Origin of the sequence: Mycobacterium sp. (assembly GCF_035640695.1) — a bacterium.
In the GTDB taxonomy this organism is placed as follows: domain Bacteria; phylum Actinomycetota; class Actinomycetes; order Mycobacteriales; family Mycobacteriaceae; genus Mycobacterium.
On the sequence record NZ_DASQVQ010000111.1, the window covers coordinates 13,316 to 32,936 of the forward strand.

A 19,621-nucleotide genomic window follows, 5' to 3' on the forward strand; every position below is an offset into this window, starting at 1 on the left:
CGGTTTTTATGCAGCATCACGAGAGGGACGACCATGCGGACACTGCGACAGCGCGTCAAGAAGAATAGGAACAACAAGAAGCGAGCTTCTCTTGCGTTGACGGTCCTGGCCGTTCCGGTGGTGAGCCTCTTCGGCTTCGCCTACGCCACCGACACCCGCATACCCGGCGTGAGCCTCTTGGACACCACAATTTTCATCGACGGCACCAAAGATGTGCTGCCCACAGCACAACCGTACGATCCCTACCGCATGAGAAACACGCTTCAGGGCGTCTACGCACAAGATGGCGCTAACGTGCTCTTTGACTGCTCGGCGGGTCAGTGCACGACCTTCCAGTCAGGCGACAACGTCTTTATCGTGTACCCGAGGAGCGCCGGCCTACTGACCGGGCCCACCGACCCGACCTACGACCAGTCCGAAGCAATAGCGACGCAGAGAATCCTGGCGGCGATCGCGCAGGCACAGGCCAACGAGAAGGCGGATCCCGACACTAACGATGCGATTTATGTGGTCGGCTACTCGCAAGGCGCCGGGGCCGCCGCCGAGGCGCTGAAACAGCTCAAGGACCCAACCGACATAAAACAGTTCGTGTTGATCGGGAATCCCCGTCGCAACGACGGCGGCATCTTGACGCGCCTCCCCGACGGCACCTATGCGCCCCTCGCGGGAGTCACTTTCGGCGACGGGACCGCCAACCCCTGGCCCGACAACATCACGGTCATTCAGGTCACCAAGCAGTACGACGGCATCGCCGACTCGCCCAAGTACGTTCTCAACGCGGTGGCCGTCGACAATGCCGCGATGGGCTTCTACTACCTGCACCGCGACTACTACCAGAACGTGCAACTAGATGTGACCGGGCCGAACGGGGTCCCAGACGGCGTCGTCGATCAGGCTGATCTGGCCGCGCTCCAACAGATGCCTGATAGGTACGTCGTCACCAACAGCACAGACAACGTCGCGGATGTCCTAGTCTTGACACCGGTAGGTCAGCTTCCGTTGACTCGGCCGCTGCTCGATGCAGGCGTGCCTCCAGAAACGGTGGCGGCGATGGACCCCGCTCTCCGGGCCGTCATCGAAGCCGGCTATGACCGGCCGGCGCCTGGACAGCCGTACCCCTCACAGCCGGTGCGCTTCGAGCCGCTGCCCACGTCGACAACTGGCGTGCAGGCCATCGCAGCCCAAAGCGCCCAACTACTTGCAGGCGCCGTCCAACCCAACCAATCCAATACGGTGCAACTCTCTCAGCCAACAGCCGCGCCGTTGGCTCCGAAAACCAGCCCGTTGGCCGCGGCCAACGAACCGGTCTTGACAAGCTCCAGCACTACATCGCACAACACAAAACCGGCTGCGAGCAACGGCCTGACTGACCAGCCGTCAGCCGCGCAGCCCACCTCGCCGACAGCCCCCAATAAAGCCAAGCCATCCCTGCCGGCCACAAATACGGGCTCCGAGACCGGCAACGTGGTCAGGTCCGTTCCAGCCAACCGCGGCGGACCATCCAGAAACGGCAGCACCACCGAGACGAATGCATCGACAACGACCAACGGTACAGCGACGTCCGGTTCGCCGACGCGTTCACCAAGCGGTGCCAGCTCGGCATCGAGGCCCTCCAAGTAAGCGGGTCGGCCAAGGTGTTATGAAGACTGACAGCCGGATTTCAAAGGCCTACCCGCGGAGGATGACTGCGCCGCTCAGCAAACACTGAGCGGTGACCGGGCATAGCCGCTGGATAGCCCGAAATTTGCCGAATTAGACCTTAGCTACGCTATCTAAATACTCTGAGCTGGTCTTATTACGGTACCCCTAACTGCTCCCCCGGCTGGACTCGAACCAGCAACCCTTCGGTTAACAGCCGAACGCTCTGCCAATTGAGCTACAGGGGACTGCCCAGTCCGCGCGGGTGCCGTCGCGAACGAGTGATGACTCTAGCGTACGTGCCGCGACATGCGCCAAGACGAGCAGCACGGGCGCACGACCGAGGCGCGTGGGGCAGGATGGGACGCGGCACCGTTATCTGAAGGGACCATCTTGATCCGGTATCTCGTTGTGTTGGCAGTCGGCTATGTCTTGGGAGCAAAAGCGGGTCGACGCCGATTCGAACAGATCGCAGGCACCTATAAAGCCGTGACGGGGAGCCCGGCGGCCAAGTCGATCATCGACGGCGGACGGCGCAAGCTCGCCAACCGGGTTTCTCCCGACCCGCCGATGGTCACGCTGACCGAGATCGACGACCAGACGGCGGTGCTGCAACCCGAAGAGGCGGAACGCTCGCGCTAGCGGAACGCTCGCGCTAGGCCAGCGGCGTGTTGATGGTCTGACCCGGGAACAGCGGGCTGGTGCTGATTCCCGGTCCGCCACCGTTCGGCGTGGGACCGATGCCTGCCGACGGGACGCCGGCAGGGGCGCCGTCGGAGGGCCCGTCGATGCATATGCCGTCGCCCCGTGACCCCAGGTAGGCCCGGCAATGCGCGACCGCGCTACCGGAATCGACAGTGCTGGCGGCCACCGCCGGTGCGGCCACCGCCGCGAGCGCGAAGGCGCCGACAATCACAGCTCTCTTAACGACCACGCGCAGCACCCTACGCGATCAGGCCGTCGCCGTCACCGCTCGCCTGCTGGAGCAGGCTGCGACGGTAGGCCTCCATGGCGACCAGGTCACCGAACAGCGCGTGGTACTCGTCGCCCTGCTCGATCGGCGACATGCGCTGCAGCTTGGACTTGACCTCGGCGATCTGGCGGCCCACCCACACCTCCTGTAGTCGGGCGAGGACACCGCCGATGTAACGCGGCAGCCGGTCCTCGTCGTCGACCCGGATCGCCTCCACGCCCAACTCGTTGACCAGCCCGGCGGCCGCCGGCGAGCCCGTGTACCCGCGCACCGCTTCGATCCACTCCGCGCCGGCGACACCCGTACCGACGCCGCCCGCCGCGGCGATTGCCGCACGCACTGCGGCGTAGCCCGGGTGGGTGAAGCTTTCCACGGTCAGCGCGTCGAACACCGGGCCCGCGATCGCCGGATATTGCAATGCCGCCTTGAGCACTTCGCGTTGTGGCCACAGCGTCGGGTCCCGCGGATCCGGGCGCTGAGGTTCCTCGGCCGCCACTGCTGTCGGTTGAGACGTCGTCACCGGTTTCCGACGGGTGTCGCGCCGGGCCGTGCCACCGCGCCGTTTGGCCTCTTCGCGGACCCGACCGATCACTTGGGCCACGTCGTCCCAGCCGACCCAGCCCGCGAGCTGGCGCCCATACTCGTCGCGCAGCGTCGAGTCCTTGATCGCGGCGACCATCGGCACGCAGCGCCGCAGTGCGCTCACCCGCCCTTCGGCCGTGTCCAGGTCCATCTCGCCCAGCGCTGTGCGAATTGCGAACTCGAACAACGGCGTTCGTCGAGCGACTAGGTCGCGCAGCGCGCCGTCGCCGTGCTTCAACCGAAGATCGCACGGGTCCATCCCGTCGCAGGCCACGGCGACGAACGACTGGCCGGCCAGGTGCTGCTCGCCGTCGAGCGCCTTGAGCGCGGCGGCGCGGCCGGCCTCGTCGCCGTCGAACACATAGATGAGCTCGCCGCGGAAAAAATTGTCGTCCATCATCAATCGCCGCAGCATCGCGAGGTGCTCGTCACCGAACGCGGTGCCGCACGACGCCACCGCGGTGGTGACCCCGGCCAGGTGCATCGCCATCACGTCGGTGTAGCCCTCGACGACCACCGCCTGGTGCCCCTTGGCGATGTCGCGCTTGGCCAGGTCGAGGCCGAACAGTACCGACGACTTCTTGTACAGCACCGTTTCGGGGGTGTTGACGTACTTCGCCTCGATCTGGTCGTCGTCGAACAGCCGCCGGGCACCGAATCCGATGACCTCGCCGCTGCTGGCCCGGATCGGCCACAGCAGCCTGCGGTGGAACCGGTCGATCGGGCCGCGTCGGCCCTCCCGCGACAGCCCGGCCGCCTCCAGCTCCTTGAACTCGAAGCCCTTGCGCATCAAGTGCTTTGTCAACGAATCCCACCCCGACGGGGCAAACCCGCACCCGAAGTGGCGGGCGGTCTCGGCGTCGAAGTTGCGCTCGATCAGGTATTGGCGCGCCGGCGCCGCCTCGGCCGATCCGAGCGTCTCGGCGTAGAACTCCTGAGCGGCGGAGTTGGCCGCGAGCAGGCGGCTGCGGGTGCCCCGGTCGCGCTGCACGCTGGTGCCGCCGCCGGAGTAGCTGACTGTGTAGCCGATGCGGTCGGCCAGCCGTTCGACCGCCTCGACGAAGCTGACGTGCTCGATCTTCTGGATGAAGGCGTACACGTCGCCGCCCTCGCCGCAGCCGAAGCAGTGGAAGTGGCCGTGATTGGGCCGGACGTGAAACGACGGCGACTTCTCGTCATGGAAGGGGCACAGGCCCTTCAGCGAATCCGCGCCGGCGCGCCGCAGCTGGACGTAGTCGCCGACTACTTCCTCGATGCGGATGCGTTCGCGGATAGCCGCGATGTCGCGATCGGGAATGCGGCCTCGTCCCCGAGTCGCTGCGCTCCTGCCCAAGGGATCTGGCACCGGCCCAGTCTAGAGCGCCCGGTGTCGGGCGCGATGGCGCTTAAGTCTGTTCCAGCCGCTCCAAGCGCCCCTCGGTGAACGACGCGATCTGGTCCACCACGACGCGCAGCCGCTGCCCGTCGTCGGTCGCGGCGTTGAACGCGGGCACGAACAACGGGTCCAGTGTCGCCGGCGCTCCGGCCAGCAGCCATTGCGCTACTTGGTGGATGCGCTCGCGTTGTTGCGCCTGCAACTTGAGGTGCCGCGGGTCGGACATGATGAACTGCAGCGCCAGGATCTTCAGGGCCGACACCTCGGAGCGCACCAGATCGGGCACCTGCAGGTCGGCGTCGAAGCGGGCCAGCGGACGCGGGCCGGCGGCGGCCCTGGTTCTGGCGATCGCCGCCGAGGCGAACCGGCCCACCAGCTCGCTGGTCAACCGTTTCAATGCGGCCGACGATGACAGCGTCGCGTCGTACTTGCCGACGTCGGCGACCACCGGCAGCCGCGACAGCCGCAACGCCGCCGCCGCCACATCGTCGGCCACGTAGCCGAACTCGCGCTCCCCCAGCCGGCCCAGCGTCGCGGCGGCGTCATCGTCGGCCAGCACCCGCAGGTCGATGCGCCCGGAGATGACGCCGTCCTCGACGTCGTGCACGGAATAGGCGACGTCGTCTGCCCAGTCCATCACCTGTGCCTCCAAACAGGGCCGCCGCGGCGGCGCGCCGTCGCGCACCCAGGCCAGCACGTCGGCGTCCTCGGCGTAGACACCGAACTTCGCGTGCCCGCTCTCCCGGGGCCACGGATACTTCGTCACCGCGTCGAGCGCCGCGCGCGTCAGGTTCAGCCCGAAGCTGTGACCTTCGGCGTCAACGGTTTTCGGCTCCAGCCGGGTCAGGATGCGCAGGTTCTGGGCATTGCCTTCAAAGCCGCCGTACTCGGCGGCGAAGTCGTCGAGGGCCTTTTCGCCGTTGTGCCCGTACGGCGGGTGACCGATATCGTGGGCCAGCCCGGCCATGTCCACCAGGTCGGGGTCGCAGCCCAGGCCGACGGCCATGCCCCGTCCGATCTGGGCCACCTCCAGCGAGTGGGTGAGCCGGGTGCGCGGCGTGTCGCTTTCCTGCGGCCCGACGACCTGGGTCTTGTCGGCGAGCCGGCGCAGCGCCGCGCTGTGCAGCACGCGGGCCCGGTCGCGTGCGAAGTCGGTGCGGTGCTCGTTGGCGGCGGTGCCGGGCAGCGCGGCAGCCTTCGGCGCCTCGACGATCCTCCGCTCGCGGTCGTGCGCGTCATAGGTGTCGTTGTGATTCATGGCCACCGACGCACAGTCTGCCAGCACGGCGGGCCTGCACATTACATTGACCAGATGCGCACCGCCCGACTGCTCGGCCTGCTCGGCGTCGTGCTGGCGGTCATCACACTCGTCGCGCCGGCCGCCGGGGCGGTGCCGCCGTTCCGACTCTCGGAATACGTCACCGACGAGGCCAACGCGCTGAGCCCGGCCGGCCGCTCGGAAGTCCAGTCGGCCGTCGACAAGCTCTACACGGACCGCAAGATCAGGCTGTGGGTGGTCTATGTCGACGACTTCTCCGGCCAACAAGCCGTCAGTTGGGCCCAAAGCACCATGCGCACAAGCGATTTCGGTAGCTACGACGCGCTACTGGCGGTCGCGACGGTCGACCGGGCATACGCATTGCAGGTGCCGTCCGGCGCGACCGGTCTGAGCTCGACCCAAATAGCTGATCTGCGGCGCAACAAGATCGAACCGGCGCTGCGCAACGGCGACTGGAGCGGTGCGGCCGTGGCGGCGGCCAACGGGTTGACCACCTCGGCCGGTGGCGGTGGTGGCATCTCGTGGGTGCCGGCGCTGATCGCGCTCGGCGTCGTTGCGCTGGCCGTCGTGGTGTTGTGGGTGGTCATGCGGCGACGACGCAAGCGCCGCCGGGCCGCAGAGCTGGCCGCCGCTCGCCGAGTCGACCCGACCGACCCGAACGCGCTCGCGTCGGTGTCCATCGATGCGCTCGACGATCTCTCGAAGTCGATCGTGGTCGACGTCGACAACGCGGTTCGCACCAGTGACAACGAGTTGGCCATCGCCGTGGAGGAATTCGGCCAGCAGCAGACCGAGCCGTTCACCCGTGCGGTCAACAACGCCAAGGTCACCCTCGGACAGGCATTTAACGTGCGTCAGCAGCTCGATGACGCGGTGCCCGAGACGCCGGCGCAGCGGCGCGACCTGCTGACCCGGGTCGTCGTCGCGGCCGCAGGCGCGGACCGGGAACTCGACGCCCAACGCGAAGCATTCGAGAAGATGCGCGATCTGGTGATCAACGCGCCGTCGCGGCTCGATGCGCTGACCCGGCAGCTCGTCGACATCACCGCGCGGATGCAACCATCCGAACAGAAGCTCGCCGCTTTGCACAATGAATTCGACAACGCCGCGTTGGTTTCCGTCGCCGGCAACGTTGACACCGCGAAGGAGCGGCTGTCGTTCGCCGACCAGAACATCACCCGTGCGCGCGAGTTGGCCGCTCGGCCGGTAGCCGGGCAGCAGGCCGAGTTGGTGGACAGCGTTCGGGCTGCGGAATCGGCGCTGGGACAAGCCCGTTCGCTGCTCGACGCGATCGACAGCGCATCCAGCGACATCCGCCACGCGGCCGCAACGCTGCCGTCGGCGATTGCCGACATCCAGGCCGGGATCAACCAAGCGGAAGCCCAACTGCGCCAGGGCAATACCCCGCACGCCAGTGAACTGATTGCCGCGCGTGACGCCGCAACCGATGCCCTTGCCGCCGCGCAGACCTCGGGCTCGACCGATCCGCTCGGCGCGTTCATTCAACTGACGAAGGCCGACGCCGACCTGGACCGGCTGCTGACGAAGCTGGCCCAGGAACGCGAGGCGGCCGAACGACTCAGCCGGACGTTCGACCAGGCAGTGTTCACCGCTCAGGCGCGGGTGCGGACGGTGTCGGACTACATCGACACGCGACGCGGCAGCATCGGGCCGGAGGCGCGCACCCGGCTCGCCGAGGCCGTCCGCCAACTCGAGGCCGCGCAGGCGACGCACGCAACCAACCTGCCCGAGGCAATCGCGCACGCCAACGGCGCCGCGGCCCTGGCGGCCCAGGCGCAGGCACTGGCCAACGCCGACGTGCTGGCCGCTCAGCGCACCTACAGCTCCCGGTACGGCGGCGGTGGCGGCTCGAACGTGGGCGCCGTGATCGGCGGCATCATCATCGGCAACATCCTGAGCGGGGCGCTGCGCGGCGGTTACGGCGGCGGCTGGAATCCGACATCGTTCGGCGGCTCGGGCTCCTCGGGTGGCGATTATCTCGGCGGCGGCGGCCGGTTCTAACCCCGGTCCACCGAGGCCCTCCGAGCCCCGCCGGCCGCAGCTGCGTAGACGCGCAAGCATCGGGCGGCGACTTGCGCACACGTAGTGTCGAACCGGTGAGCGCACGCGCCGGCATTGTCGTGACGGGTACCGAGGTGTTGACGGGGCGGGTGCAGGACCGCAACGGTCCATGGATCGCCGATCGCCTGCTCGAGCTGGGAGTCGAGCTCGCCCACATCACGATTTGCGGCGACCGCCCCCGCGACATGGAGGCGCAGCTGCGCTTCCTGGCCGACCAGGGCGTGGACCTCATCGTCACGAGCGGCGGGCTCGGGCCGACGGCCGACGACATGACCATCGAAGTCGTGGCCCGCTTCTGTGACCGCGCGCTGGTGCTGGACGCGCAGCTCGAGGAGAGGATCGCCACGATTCTCAAACGGTTGATGGCGCGCTTCGACAGCGTGGACTTCGAGGCGGTGCGCGCGGGGAACCGCAAGCAGGCGATGATCCCGGACGGCGCGGACGTGATCGAGCCGGTGGGCACCGCGCCCGGCGTTGTCGTCCCGGGCACGCCGACGGTCGTCGTGCTGCCCGGGCCGCCGCGCGAGTTGCAGCCGATGTGGCGCACAGCCCTGGAAACCCGGGCGGTGCAGGAGGCAATCGCCGGCCGAAGCCACTACCGGCAGGAAACCGTGCGGATTTTCGGGCTGCCCGAGTCGGGCCTGGCCGACACTCTGCGCGACGCCGAGAAACGCGTTCCCGGCTTCGAGCGGCTGGAGATCACGACGTGCTTGCGGCGCGGCGAGATCGAGATGGTCACGCGTTACGAGCCGGACGCCACGGACGTGTACGCGGCGGTGGTGAAGCTGCTGCGCGAACGTCACGGGCACCACATTTTTTCGGAGGACGGCTCGCTGGTGGACGACCTCGTGGCACAGTTGCTCGTCGGCCGCCGGATCGCGACCGCGGAGTCGTGCACGGGCGGGCTGCTCGCGGCCCGGCTGACGGAGCGACCCGGGTCATCCGGCTATGTCGCCGGCGGGGCTGTGGTGTACGCCAACGCAGCGAAGGTGAAACTGCTTGGCGTGGACCCGGCGCTGATCGACGAACACGGGGCGGTGTCGGAGCCCGTTGCCGAGGCGATGGCCGCCGGCGCGTTGGCCCGGTTCGGTGCCGACACCGCGATCGCGATCACCGGCATCGCCGGCCCCGGCGGCGGAACGGACGAAAAGCCGGTCGGCACCGTCTGTTTCAACGTGACGCTGGCCGACGGCCCGAAGTCCAGCCGAAGCCTTCAACTGCCGGGCAACCGCGCCGACATCCGCGAGCGCTCCACGACCGTGGCGATGCATCTGCTGCTACGCGCGCTTAGCGGCATCAAAGGTCCGGCCGTTGCGCGTGATTCCACCGTTGCGCCGTAGAACACCCTCGCCCCGATGGCTCGCTCTCACCGGGTAGGAGCGGTCCGCGCCCGTCCGACGCACCCTTTCTGAAGATTTTTGAAACGGCCTCGGGGAGCCTGCTAGCAGCCCTTGAGCCGTGGCGCCAGATACTCGGCGACTGCCTCGATCGCGATGCGCTCCTGCGTCATCGAGTCGCGTTCGCGGATCGTGACCGCCTGGTCGTCGAGCGTGTCGAAGTCGACCGTCACGCAGAACGGCGTGCCGACCTCGTCCTGGCGGCGGTAGCGCCGCCCGATCGCGCCCGCGTCGTCGAACTCGACGTTCCAGCACGTGCGCAGCTCGGCGGCCAGGTCGCGGGCCTTCGGGCTGAGGTCGGCATGCCGCGACAGCGGCAGCACCGCTGCCTTGACCGGCGCCAGCCGCGGGTCGAACCGCAACACCGTGCGCTTGTCCACGCCGCCCTTGGCGTTGGGAGCCTCGTCCTCGGCATACGCGTCGACCAGGAAAGCCATGAACGAGCGCGTCAGGCCGGCCGCCGGTTCGATCACGTAGGGCACGTAGCGGGTGTCGGTGGTCTGGTCGTAGAAGGACAGGTCGACGCCGGAGTGCTTGCTGTGGGTGCTCAGGTCGAAGTCGGTTCGGTTCGCGACGCCTTCCAGCTCACCCCACGGGTTGCCCTGGAAGCCGAACTTGTACTCGATGTCGACGGTGCGGTCGGAGTAGTGCGACAGCTTGTCCTTGGGGTGCTCCCACAGCCGCAGGTTTTCCCGGTCGATACCGAGATCGACGTACCACTCCAGCCGGGTGTCGATCCAGTACTGGTGCCACTCCTTCGCGGTGGACGGTTCGACGAAGAACTCCATCTCCATCTGCTCGAACTCCCGCGTGCGGAAGATGAAGTTGCCGGGGGTGATCTCATTGCGGAAGCTTTTGCCGATCTGGCCGATGCCGAACGGCGGCTTCTTGCGTGACGTCGTGACCACGTTGGCGAAGTTGACGAAGATGCCTTGCGCGGTCTCCGGCCGCAGATAGTGCAATCCCTCTTCGGTCTCGATCGGACCGAGGTAGGTCTTGAGCATCATGTTGAAGTCGCGCGGCTCGGTCCATCGGCCGGGCTCACCGGTGTCCGGGTCGCGGATGTCGGCAAGGCCGTTGGCGGGCGGATGGCCGTGCTTGGCCTCATAGGCCTCGATCAAATGGTCTGCCCGGTAGCGTTTGTGCGTGATCAACGACTCGACCAGTGGGTCGTGGAACACCTCGACGTGGCCGCTGGCCACCCAGACCTCGCGGGGCAGGATGATCGACGAATCGATGCCGACCACGTCGTCGCGGCCGGTGACGACCGAGCGCCACCACTGCCGCTTGATGTTCTCCTTGAGCTCGACACCGAGTGGCCCGTAGTCCCATGCCGACTTTGTGCCGCCGTAAATTTCGCCCGACGGGTACACCAAGCCACGGCGCTTGGCCAGGTTTACGACGGTGTCGATGATGGACGCCACGGGTCAACAGACTAGCGAGACGGCGTTGACATGCACGATCGTGCATGTCAGGCTTGACAGCATAATGAAAACGATTTCCAGTTTGGCGACCGGTTACCCATCGCCCAACCCGGCGGACGCGGAAGGCACGCATCGCCACGGTGCGGCGCCGCCGAAGATGCCGCCCAGGGAGGTGCTCGACGCCGCGGGCGACATCCTGCGGGCGCTGGCAGCGCCGGTGCGCATCGCGATCGTGCTGCAGCTGCGCGAGTCTTCACGCTGCGTGAATGAACTCGTCGACGCACTCGGCGTGCCGCAGCCGTTGGTCAGCCAGCACCTGCGGATCCTGAAGGCCGCCGGCGTGGTGGCCGGCGAGCGGTCGGGCCGAGAGGTGTTCTACCGGCTTGTCGACCATCACCTCGCGCACATCGTCGCCGACGCCGTCACGCACGCCGCCGAGGACATCGAGTGACCGGCGCCACCCGCAGCACGCGCCAGCGTGCCGCGATCACCGCGCTGCTGGAAGACATCGACGATTTCCGCTCGGCACAAGAACTGCACGACGAACTGCGCCGCCGCGGCCAAGGCATCGGGCTGACCACGGTGTACCGCACGCTGCAATCGCTGTCGGCCGCCGGCGGGGTCGACACGCTGCGGACCGACACCGGCGAATCGGTCTACCGGCGTTGCTCCGCGCACCACCACCATCACCTGGTGTGCCGCGGTTGCGGCCTGACCATCGAGGTCGACGGCGGCGAAGCCGAGGCGTGGGCCACCGAAGTTGCTGGCGCGCACGGCTTCTCAGACGTCAACCACACCATCGAGATCTTCGGTACCTGCACGGACTGCACGGGCAAGCCGTCAGCCCAATAACGACTGGTGCACGTCGGCGCCGGCGGTCAGCACCATCAGGATCAGAGTGCGCAGCGCCTCATCGCTGAGACCAGTCGCGGGAAAGTTGTAGCGCAGCATCACGTCGGCATGGTCCTTCTTTTCCACCAGCGTGACGGTGCCCAGCATCATCGAGCGGGTATGCTTAGCGACCCGCGCGCGAATCCGCCTGTCCGGCTTCAAGTCCCACGCGATGACCTGCGACAGCGAGATCAGTTCGAGTTCATCGGTGACCGGGACCACCCGCAGCGACGCCAGCGTGCCGTCATGCTGGACGGTCAGCCCACCGTCGTCTTCTTCCCGAACCGGCAATACTTCCCTGAGCGCCGACGCCAGTCGCTGCTGCAGAGTCATTCACGCCCTGCCGAATCGTCGACTGCGCCGCACGTACTCCTCACAAGCCTCCCACAGGTCGCGCCGGTCGTAATCGGGCCACAGCTTGTCCTGGAAGACATACTCGGCGTAGGCGGCCTGCCACAGCATGAAATTGCTTGCCCGTTGCTCCCCCGACGTCCGGATGAACAGATCCACGTCGGGAATGTCGGAACGATGGAGGTGGCTGGCGATCGTCGATTCGGTGACCCGGTCGGGGTTGATCCGCCCAGCGGCCGCCTGGCGTGCGATGTCCCTGGCAGCTTCGGCGATTTCGGTGCGACCGCCATAGTTGACGCAGTAGTTGATGGTGATCACGTCGTTGTGCAAGGTCATGTCTTCGGCGATCTGGAATTCCTTGATCACGCTGCGCCACATGCGGGGTCGTGAGCCGACCCAACGCATCCGCACCCCCATCGCGTTGAGGTTCTCGCGCCGCCGGCGGACCACTTCCCGGTTGAACCCCATCAGAAACCGAACCTCTTCGGTGCTGCGCTTCCAGTTCTCCGTCGAAAACGCGTACACGGTGAGGTGTTTGATTCCGATTTCAATGGCGCCGCACGTGACGTCGATCAGCACCGCCTCCCCCATCTTGTGGCCTTCGGTCCGGTGCAACCCACGCTGGGTGGCCCACCGGCCGTTGCCGTCCATGACGATGGCGACGTGGTTCGGCAGCTGGTTGGCAGGAATCTTGGGCGCACTGGCCTTGGAGGTGTGCTGCGGCGGCCGTCGGGGGCCGCCGCCGGCCGGCGGCAATTCTGGGAAGAGAACCGGCCAGGTCGACGTGTCGGGAAAGGTGGGGTAGTCGTCGGGCGCCGGGTCCAGTTGCGGAAACTCCGAGTCTCGCTTGCGCTCAGCCTCCCGCCACGAGCTGGTCACCCGGTTCATCACCACGGTGCACATCCTGCCTGACCAGCGGCACCTGGTGGTCGCCGACCGTGCGATCGATCCGGTGGGGACGCTCCACCAGCGGCAATGTCCGCAGCTGACGTTCGAGATGCCACTGCAGGTGCGCGGCCACCAGCCCGCTGGCCTGGCTGCGGTACGACTGCGGTGACGCCTCCGCGTGCTCCCAGTCGCCGTCGTACAGCGCGGCCATCAAAGCCAGCACCCCCTGCGGCGGGGTGACCGACCCGGACGGCCGGCAGTGCATGCACACGCTTCCGCCCGCGCCGACATGAAATGCGCGGTGCGGCCCCGGCGCGGCGCAGCGAGCACACGCGGTCAGCGCGGGCGCCCATCCAGCGATGCCCATCGCGCGCAGCAGGTACGCGTCGAGCACCAGCTCGCGGGGGCGGCGGCCGTCGGCGACCGCGCGCAGGGCGCCGACGGTGAGCCGGTGCAGCGCCGGCACGGGCGCCCGCTCCTCACCGGCCAGCCGCTCAGCGGTTTCCAGCACGGCGCATGCACACGTGTAGCGGCCGTAGTCGCACACGATGTCGGTGGCGAACGCGTCGATCGCCTGCACTTGTGTGATGATGTCGAGATTGCGACCGGGATGCAGCTGCACATCGACGTGCGCGAACGGTTCCAGCCGAGCCCCGAACTTGCTGCGGGTGCGCCGCACGCCCTTGGCCACCGCGCGGACCAGCCCGTGCTCGCGGGTGAGCAGCGTGACGATTCGGTCGGCCTCGCCGAGCTTGTGTTGGCGCAGCACCACCGCCCGGTCCCGGTACAGCCGCATTGACCCAGTTTGGCATCGAGATGAGACAGGACCGGTACGCGGGGCCGATTAATGTCGTTTCACGTGGAAAGATTTCCGACGCTCGCCGACCAGCTCTATCAGCTCGCCAGCGGCGCGGTGACATCCGACGAACTGGTGCGGCGATCGCTGTATGCGATCACCGCGAGCCAGTCCACGCTCAACGCGTTCCGGATGGTGCTCACCGAGCAGGCCCTCGCCGACGCGGCGGAGGCCGACCGCAGGCGCGCCGCCGGCGACGACGCGTCGCTGCTCGGGGTGCCGATCGCGGTGAAGGACGATGTCGACGTCGCTGGGACCCCAACGGCCTACGGAACCTCCGGATCCGTCCCCGTCGCGTCCGAAGATTCCGAGGTGGTGCGGCGGCTGCGTGCCGCCGGCGCGGTGATCGTCGGCAAGACCAACACCTGCGAACTGGGCCAGTGGCCGTTCACCAGTGGGCCCGGCTTCGGCCACACCCGAAACCCGTGGAGCCGCATGCACACCCCCGGCGGATCGTCGGGCGGCAGCGCGGCGGCGGTGGCCGCAGGGCTGGTCAGCGCCGCCATCGGCTCCGACGGTGCGGGCAGCGTGCGCATTCCGGCGGCGTGGACGAATCTGGTCGGCATCAAGCCGCAGCGCGGCCGGATCTCGACCTGGCCGCAGCCCGAGGTGTTCAACGGGATCACCGTCTTCGGCGTGCTGGCCCGTACCGTCACCGACGCGGCGATCCTGCTCGACGCCGCGTCCGGGAACGTCGACGGCGACCTGCACAAGCCGCCGCCCGTGCGAGTGTCCGAACACGTCGCCGTGGCGCCCGGCCCGCTGAAGATCGCGGTGTCGAGGCGCTTCCCATTGACCGGCTTCCGGTCCCGGCTGCATCCGGACATTCATGCCGCACTGGATAACGTCGCCGACGGGTTGGAGTCGTTGGGGCACACGATCATGGCCGGCGACCCGAACTACGGCTTCGGGATGTCGTGGGCGTTTCTGGCCCGCTCCACCGCCGGGCTGCTGGACTGGGCGGACCGGCTTGGTGACGGCGTCACCTACGACCGGCGGACTCTGGGCAACATGCGGATCGGACGGCTGCTTTCGGGCAACGCGCTGCGGCGCGCCCGGCTGGCGGAGGAACAAGCACAGCGACGGGTCGGCTCGATCTTCCAGACCGTCGACGTGGTGCTGGCTCCGACGACCGCCCAGCCGCCGCCGCTCGTGCACGCCTTCGACGTGCTCGGGTCGCTTGCCACCGACCGCGCGATGATCGCGCTGTGCCCCGTGACTTGGCCGTGGAATGTGCTGGGCTGGCCGGCGATCAACGTGCCGGCCGGGTTCACCGCCGACGGGTTGCCGATCGGTGTACAGCTGATGGGTCCGGCCAACAGCGAGCCGTTGCTGGTGTCGCTGGCCGCGGCGCTGGAGGCGATCAGCGGCTGGGCGACCTACCAGCCAGAGGTGTGGTGGAATACGCCGGTGATTAAGGAACCACCCGCAGGCGTTACCTAAACCCCAGGCGGCCAAGCTGTTTCGGGTCGCGCTGCCAGTTCTTGGCGACTTTGACACGCAGGTCGAGATACACCTTTGTGCCGAGCAGCTTTTCGATCTGGATGCGCGCGGCGGTGCCAACCTCGCGCAACCTGGCGCCGCCCTTGCCTATCATGATGCCCTTCTGGCTGTCGCGCTCCACGTAGAGGATCGCGTGCACGTCGATCATGTCGTCGCGATCCTCGTGCGGGTTGACCTCGTCGATGACCACCGCCAGCGAGTGCGGCAACTCGTCGCCGAGACCTTCCAGCGCCGACTCCCGGATCAGCTCTGCCATCAACACCTCTTCCGGCTCGTCGGTGAGCTCACCGTCCGGGTAGAACGCCGGGCCGGGCGGCAGCTTGGCGGCCAATACGTCGACCAGCACGTCGATCTGGTCGCCCCGGGTGGCCGACACCGGCACGATGTCGGCGGCGGTGTCGCCGACCAGCTCGCCGACCGCCGCCAGCTGTCTGGCCAGGCGATCCTTGCTCACCTTGTCGCTTTTGGTCACGACTACGATCAGCGTGGTCTTCGGTGCCATCGCGCGTATCTGCTCATGAATCCACCGGTCCCCCGGCCCGATCGCCTCGTCGGCCGGGATGCACAGTCCGATCACGTCGACCTCGGAGTAGGTGTCGCGTACGAGGTCGTTGAGCCGCTTGCCCAGTAGCGTGCGCGGTCGGTGTAGCCCCGGTGTGTCGACGATGACGATCTGAAAGTCTTTGCGGTGCACGATGCCGCGAATCGTGTGCCGCGTGGTCTGTGGCCGGGTCGACGTGATCGCGACCTTCGCGCCGACCAAAGCGTTCATCAGCGTCGACTTGCCGGTGTTGGGCCGGCCGACGAAACAGACGAATCCCGAACGGAATTCGCTCACCGCACTACCTTGCCGAACGGGCAGACTCGCCGTCGAGCGTGCACACAAGGCGCCGAGTGTGAACACAGGGCGGCTTTTCCCCGATATTTCCGCCCTGAGCGCACACTCGCCGCCGCCAATTCACACTCACCGCCGTCAGCGCACACTCGACACGTTCCCCGAGCGGTCTGTCACGATGATCGCCGCGTCCGGCGACAGCTCCCGCACCGCGGCCACACCGGCGTCGTCGCTGGACCCGCCCACCAGCACCACGGCCTCCAATCCGGTCGCACCGCTGGACACCGCCGCCGCGACCGCCGACTGCAGCGCGGTCAGGCTCAACGTCGACAACTTCACCGGTGCCCCGGAGTAGGTGCGGCCGTCGACGTCTCGCACCGCGGCACCGCTCGACGCTTCGGCGCGGCCCATCGCGCCGCGGGCCAGCACCACCAGCTTGGCGTCCTCCGAATCCAGGGATTCACTCATCGCGGTTCTCCGCTTGACCGTTCGTCGCGTCGCGGCTGACCAGCACGGTGCCGACGCGAACCCGGCCGCGGTGGTCGTGGCCGCCCTCCGCGCGCAACCGCAGCCCATGCGACACCACCTCGGCACCGGGCAACGGCACCCGGCCCAACTCGAGGGCCAGCAGACCGCCGACGGTGTCCACGTCGAGGTCGTTTTCGAACTCGACGTCATAAAGCTCTCCGACGTCCTCGATCGGTAGCCGCGCCGACACCCGGAACTGGTTGTCACCCAGCTCTTCCACCGGCGCGACCTCGTCGGTGTCGTATTCGTCGGCGATCTCACCGACGATCTCTTCCAGCACGTCCTCGATCGTCACCAGTCCGGCGATCGCGCCGTATTCGTCGACCAGCAGAACCATGTGGACGCGGTCGCGTTGCATCTCGCGCAGCAGGTCGTCGAGCGGCTTGGAGTCCGGCACGAAAACCGCCGGGCGCATCACCTCGGACACCTTGGTGTCGCGCCCGCCGTTGGTGGAGTAATACGTTTTCTGCACAAGGTCTTTCAGGTACACGACGCCGACGATGTCGTCGACGTTCTCGCCGATCACCGGGATACGGGAATGCCCGCTGCGAACCGCCAGCGATGTCGCCTGCCCGGCGGTCTTGTCGGCCTCGATCCAGACCATCTCGGTACGTGGCACCATCACCTCGCGCGCCGGGGTGTCACCGAGCTCGAAGACGGACTGAATCATCCGTCTTTCATCGGCGGCGACCACGCCCCGCTGCTGCGCCAGATCGACGACCTCGCGCAGTTCGATCTCGGACGCGAACGGACCGTTGCGGAAGCCGCGGCCCGGCGTCAGCGCGTTGCCGATCAGCACCAACAGACGGCTGATTGGGGTCAGCAATACCGAAAACGCGTGCAGCGGAACGGCTGCCGCCAACGCGATCGTGTAGGCGTGCTGGCGTCCGACGGTGCGCGGCCCGACGCCGATCACCACGAAGCTGATCACCACCATGATCGCGGCCGCGACGACCAGGCCCCATTTCAGCCCGATGTCCTCCCAGAGGAACGCAACGAGCATCACGGTCGCGGCCGCTTCGCAGGTAATCCGCAACAGCACGATGAGATTGATGTATCGCGGACGCTCGGTCACGATGCGTGCCAGCCGCGCGGCGCCCGGCCGCTCGTCGCGCACCATCTCCTCGACCCGGGCCAGCGACACCGTGCTGATGGCGGCGTCCAGAGCCGCGAACAATCCGCCGAGGCCGATCAGTGCGATCGCGCCAAGCAGCGGAGCGATGTCGATCACGGCTCGTCGAAATACCTTGACTTGTCGAGCAAGCGGCGATCCTTCTCGGTCTGGCGTTGATTGTGATACGCCTCGACCTGATCGGCGACCCATTCCGCCAGCAGTTCACGCTGCAGAGCGAACATCTCTTTTTCCTCGTCCGGCTCGGCGTGGTCGTAGCCGAGCAGGTGCAGCACGCCGTGAATCGTCAACAGCGCCAATTCGTGTCCCAGGCTGTGACCGGCGGCGGTCGCCTGCTCGGCGGCGAACTCCGGGCACAACACGATGTCGCCGAGCATGGACGGCCCCGGTTCCGGCGCGTCCGGCCGCCCGCCGGGCTCGAGCTCGTCGATCGGGAAGCTCATGACGTCGGTGGGTCCCGGCAGGTCCATCCAGCGCATGTGCAGGTCGGCCATCGCCGCGGAATCCAGCAGCACCATGGACAATTCGGCCGCCGGATTGACCTCCATTTTCGCGATGACGAACCGGGCGACGCTGATCAGCTCTTCCTCTGAAACGTCGAGGCCCGATTCATTGGATACCTCGATGCTCACCGAATCACCTGCGGGAGGCGCGGTTGCCTGTGGCACGCCGCTGCGCGCGGTTCATCGCCAGCGGCGCAGCTTCGGCCCGGGCGTAGGCGTCGACGATGTCCGACACCAGTTGGTGGCGTACCACGTCGGCGCTTGTCAGTTCGGCGACGTGGATAGCCTCGATGCCGTCGAGAATGTCGGTTGCGGTACGCAAGCCCGATGGCGCGCCGCCGGGCAAGTCGACCTGCGTCACATCGCCGGTTACCACCATCTTGGAGCCAAAACCCAGGCGGGTCAAAAACATCTTCATCTGCTCGCCGGTGGTGTTCTGCGCCTCGTCGAGGATGATGAAGGCGTCGTTGAGGCTCCTGCCCCGCATGTACGCCAACGGAGCCACTTCGATCACCCCGGCGCTGATCAGCTTCGGAATCGCTTCCGGATCCATCATGTCGTGCAACGCGTCATACAACGGACGCAGGTACGGGTCAATCTTCTCGGAGAGCGAGCCGGGCAAGAATCCAAGGCGCTCACCGGCTTCCACCGCCGGACGGGTCAGGATGATCCTGGTCACCTGTTTGGTCTGAAGTGCGTTCACCGCCTTGGCCATTGCAAGATATGTCTTACCGGTGCCGGCAGGACCGATCGCGAACACGATGGTGTTGTCGTCGATCGCGTCGACGTAGCGCTTCTGGTTCAGCGTCTTTGGCCGAATCGTCTTGCCCCGCCGCGACAGGATATCGAGCGACAGCACTTCCGCGGGCGATTCATTGCTGCTGCCGGTCAGCATCGCGATGCTGTGCCGCACCACTTCCGGCGTCAGTGTCTGGCCGCCGGCCACCAATGCGATCAGCTCGGTGATCACGCGTTCGGCCAGCGCCACATCGGCCGGCGAACCGGCGATCGTCACGGTGTTGCCGCGCGCATGCAAATCGGCGGCCAAAGCGCGCTCGAGCGCCCGCAGATTCTCGTCGGCGGAGCCAAGCAGGCCCACAATGAGGTCGGGCGGAACATCGATGCTGCTCCGAACGGTAGGTGTCGACGGGGAGGCAGCGTTTGTCTCGCGGGGCGTCACGTGGTTACCAGTGCCTGCTTTCTGCTATTTCCGCCGGTGGACGGGATTGTCTGATGTTCACAGTCTACCGCCGGGGACCGACGCAGCCCAAGGGATCACCGGTCAGCGCCGCAGTAGATGATTGGCGGGAACGTCCTGATCGAGCACCCTTTCGGCCTGGACCGCGCCGAGATCGTGTGAAGTTTGGCTCATCTGACGAGGCCA

The 19,621-nt window shown here is 67.2% G+C and carries 19 protein-coding genes and 1 tRNA gene; 7 read left to right on the plus strand and 13 right to left on the minus strand.

What is annotated here, in order from left to right; genetic code table 11:
* Positions 1–33 precede the first annotated feature (33 nt).
* A complete protein-coding gene (locus tag VE759_RS12580; RefSeq protein ID WP_324932576.1) occupies positions 34–1,620 on the plus strand; it encodes a PE-PPE domain-containing protein in 1,587 nt (528 codons plus the stop codon).
* Positions 1,621–1,813: 193 nt separating this feature from the next.
* Here VE759_RS12580 and VE759_RS12585 read toward each other — a convergent pair.
* Positions 1,814–1,886: transfer RNA gene (locus VE759_RS12585), tRNA-Asn, on the minus strand.
* Between the two features lie 145 nt (positions 1,887–2,031).
* On the opposite strand from VE759_RS12585, the gene VE759_RS12590 reads away from it, so the two are divergent.
* Complete coding sequence (locus VE759_RS12590) at positions 2,032–2,280, plus strand: hypothetical protein (RefSeq protein ID WP_324932849.1); 249 nt, start codon at positions 2,032–2,034, stop codon at positions 2,278–2,280.
* A gap of 13 nt (positions 2,281–2,293) precedes the next feature.
* Here VE759_RS12590 and VE759_RS12595 read toward each other — a convergent pair whose 3' ends face one another.
* The 3 genes from VE759_RS12595 to VE759_RS12605 are packed head-to-tail and all read right to left on the minus strand — an operon-like array spanning position 2,294 to position 5,826.
* Positions 2,294–2,572 carry a DUF7155 family protein gene (locus VE759_RS12595; RefSeq protein ID WP_324932579.1) on the minus strand — a complete coding sequence of 93 codons (279 nt, stop codon included), beginning with the start codon at positions 2,570–2,572 and terminating at the stop codon, positions 2,294–2,296.
* 10 nt (positions 2,573–2,582) lie between these two features.
* Positions 2,583–4,526, minus strand: a complete 1,944-nt coding sequence (gene dnaG / locus VE759_RS12600) for a DNA primase (RefSeq protein WP_324932851.1) — start codon at positions 4,524–4,526, stop codon at positions 2,583–2,585.
* A gap of 52 nt (positions 4,527–4,578) precedes the next feature.
* The gene (locus VE759_RS12605; RefSeq protein WP_414687904.1) at positions 4,579–5,826 is read right to left on the minus strand and encodes a deoxyguanosinetriphosphate triphosphohydrolase; all 1,248 of its coding nucleotides are present in this window, start codon (positions 5,824–5,826) and stop codon (positions 4,579–4,581) included.
* A gap of 54 nt (positions 5,827–5,880) precedes the next feature.
* On the opposite strand from VE759_RS12605, the gene VE759_RS12610 reads away from it, so the two are divergent.
* Complete coding sequence (locus VE759_RS12610) at positions 5,881–7,869, plus strand: TPM domain-containing protein (protein ID WP_324932584.1); 1,989 nt, start codon at positions 5,881–5,883, stop codon at positions 7,867–7,869.
* A gap of 95 nt (positions 7,870–7,964) precedes the next feature.
* Positions 7,965–9,269, plus strand: coding sequence for a competence/damage-inducible protein A (locus VE759_RS12615; protein WP_324932587.1), 1,305 nt, complete (start codon positions 7,965–7,967; stop codon positions 9,267–9,269).
* A 101-nt stretch (positions 9,270–9,370) separates the two neighbouring features.
* Here VE759_RS12615 and VE759_RS12620 read toward each other — a convergent pair whose 3' ends face one another.
* Positions 9,371–10,750 (minus strand): glycine--tRNA ligase, encoded by a 1,380-nt coding sequence (locus VE759_RS12620; RefSeq protein ID WP_324932590.1) that lies wholly within the window; start codon positions 10,748–10,750, stop codon positions 9,371–9,373.
* Positions 10,751–10,814: 64 nt separating this feature from the next.
* Between VE759_RS12620 and VE759_RS12625 the strand changes: the two genes are divergently transcribed.
* Together VE759_RS12625 and VE759_RS12630 are read left to right on the plus strand one after the other, a co-directional pair.
* A complete protein-coding gene (locus tag VE759_RS12625) occupies positions 10,815–11,201 on the plus strand; it encodes a metalloregulator ArsR/SmtB family transcription factor (RefSeq protein WP_324932593.1) in 387 nt (128 codons plus the stop codon).
* Positions 11,198–11,602 (plus strand): Fur family transcriptional regulator, encoded by a 405-nt coding sequence (locus VE759_RS12630; protein ID WP_324932597.1) that lies wholly within the window; start codon positions 11,198–11,200, stop codon positions 11,600–11,602. The genes VE759_RS12625 and VE759_RS12630 overlap by 4 nt, the downstream gene beginning before the upstream one ends.
* Here VE759_RS12630 and VE759_RS12635 read toward each other — a convergent pair.
* Genes VE759_RS12635 through recO form a run of 3 tightly spaced genes read right to left on the minus strand, consistent with a single transcriptional unit; the run spans position 11,591 to position 13,676 of the window.
* Positions 11,591–11,974 carry a hypothetical protein gene (locus tag VE759_RS12635; protein ID WP_324932602.1) on the minus strand — a complete coding sequence of 128 codons (384 nt, stop codon included), beginning with the start codon at positions 11,972–11,974 and terminating at the stop codon, positions 11,591–11,593. The two genes, VE759_RS12630 and VE759_RS12635, sit on opposite strands and share 12 nt — an antisense overlap.
* Positions 11,975–12,880, minus strand: a complete 906-nt coding sequence (locus VE759_RS12640; RefSeq protein ID WP_324932854.1) for a decaprenyl diphosphate synthase — start codon at positions 12,878–12,880, stop codon at positions 11,975–11,977.
* Positions 12,846–13,676, minus strand: a complete 831-nt coding sequence (gene recO, locus VE759_RS12645) for a DNA repair protein RecO (RefSeq protein ID WP_324932604.1) — start codon at positions 13,674–13,676, stop codon at positions 12,846–12,848. The genes VE759_RS12640 and recO overlap by 35 nt, the downstream gene beginning before the upstream one ends.
* A 63-nt stretch (positions 13,677–13,739) precedes the next feature.
* Here recO and VE759_RS12650 point away from each other — a divergent pair, with 63 nt between their 5' ends.
* Positions 13,740–15,179 carry an amidase gene (locus VE759_RS12650; protein WP_324932607.1) on the plus strand — a complete coding sequence of 480 codons (1,440 nt, stop codon included), beginning with the start codon at positions 13,740–13,742 and terminating at the stop codon, positions 15,177–15,179.
* On the opposite strand, the gene era is transcribed toward VE759_RS12650, so the two are convergent.
* The 5 genes from era to VE759_RS12675 all read right to left on the minus strand — a co-directional run bounded on the left by era (position 15,172) and on the right by VE759_RS12675 (position 19,417).
* Positions 15,172–16,077: a GTPase Era gene (gene era, locus VE759_RS12655; protein ID WP_324932610.1), complete on the minus strand. Its 906-nt coding sequence runs from the start codon at positions 16,075–16,077 to the stop codon at positions 15,172–15,174. The two genes, VE759_RS12650 and era, sit on opposite strands and share 8 nt — an antisense overlap.
* Before the next feature lie 135 nt (positions 16,078–16,212).
* Positions 16,213–16,542: a cytidine deaminase gene (locus VE759_RS12660; RefSeq protein ID WP_324932613.1), complete on the minus strand. Its 330-nt coding sequence runs from the start codon at positions 16,540–16,542 to the stop codon at positions 16,213–16,215.
* Positions 16,535–17,833, minus strand: coding sequence for a hemolysin family protein (locus VE759_RS12665; RefSeq protein ID WP_324932616.1), 1,299 nt, complete (start codon positions 17,831–17,833; stop codon positions 16,535–16,537). The genes VE759_RS12660 and VE759_RS12665 overlap by 8 nt, the downstream gene beginning before the upstream one ends.
* Positions 17,830–18,366, minus strand: coding sequence for an rRNA maturation RNase YbeY (ybeY, locus tag VE759_RS12670; RefSeq protein WP_324932619.1), 537 nt, complete (start codon positions 18,364–18,366; stop codon positions 17,830–17,832). The genes VE759_RS12665 and ybeY overlap by 4 nt, the downstream gene beginning before the upstream one ends.
* Before the next feature lie 4 nt (positions 18,367–18,370).
* Complete coding sequence (locus tag VE759_RS12675) at positions 18,371–19,417, minus strand: PhoH family protein (protein ID WP_324932621.1); 1,047 nt, start codon at positions 19,415–19,417, stop codon at positions 18,371–18,373.
* Between the last annotated feature and the right edge of the window lie 204 nt (positions 19,418–19,621).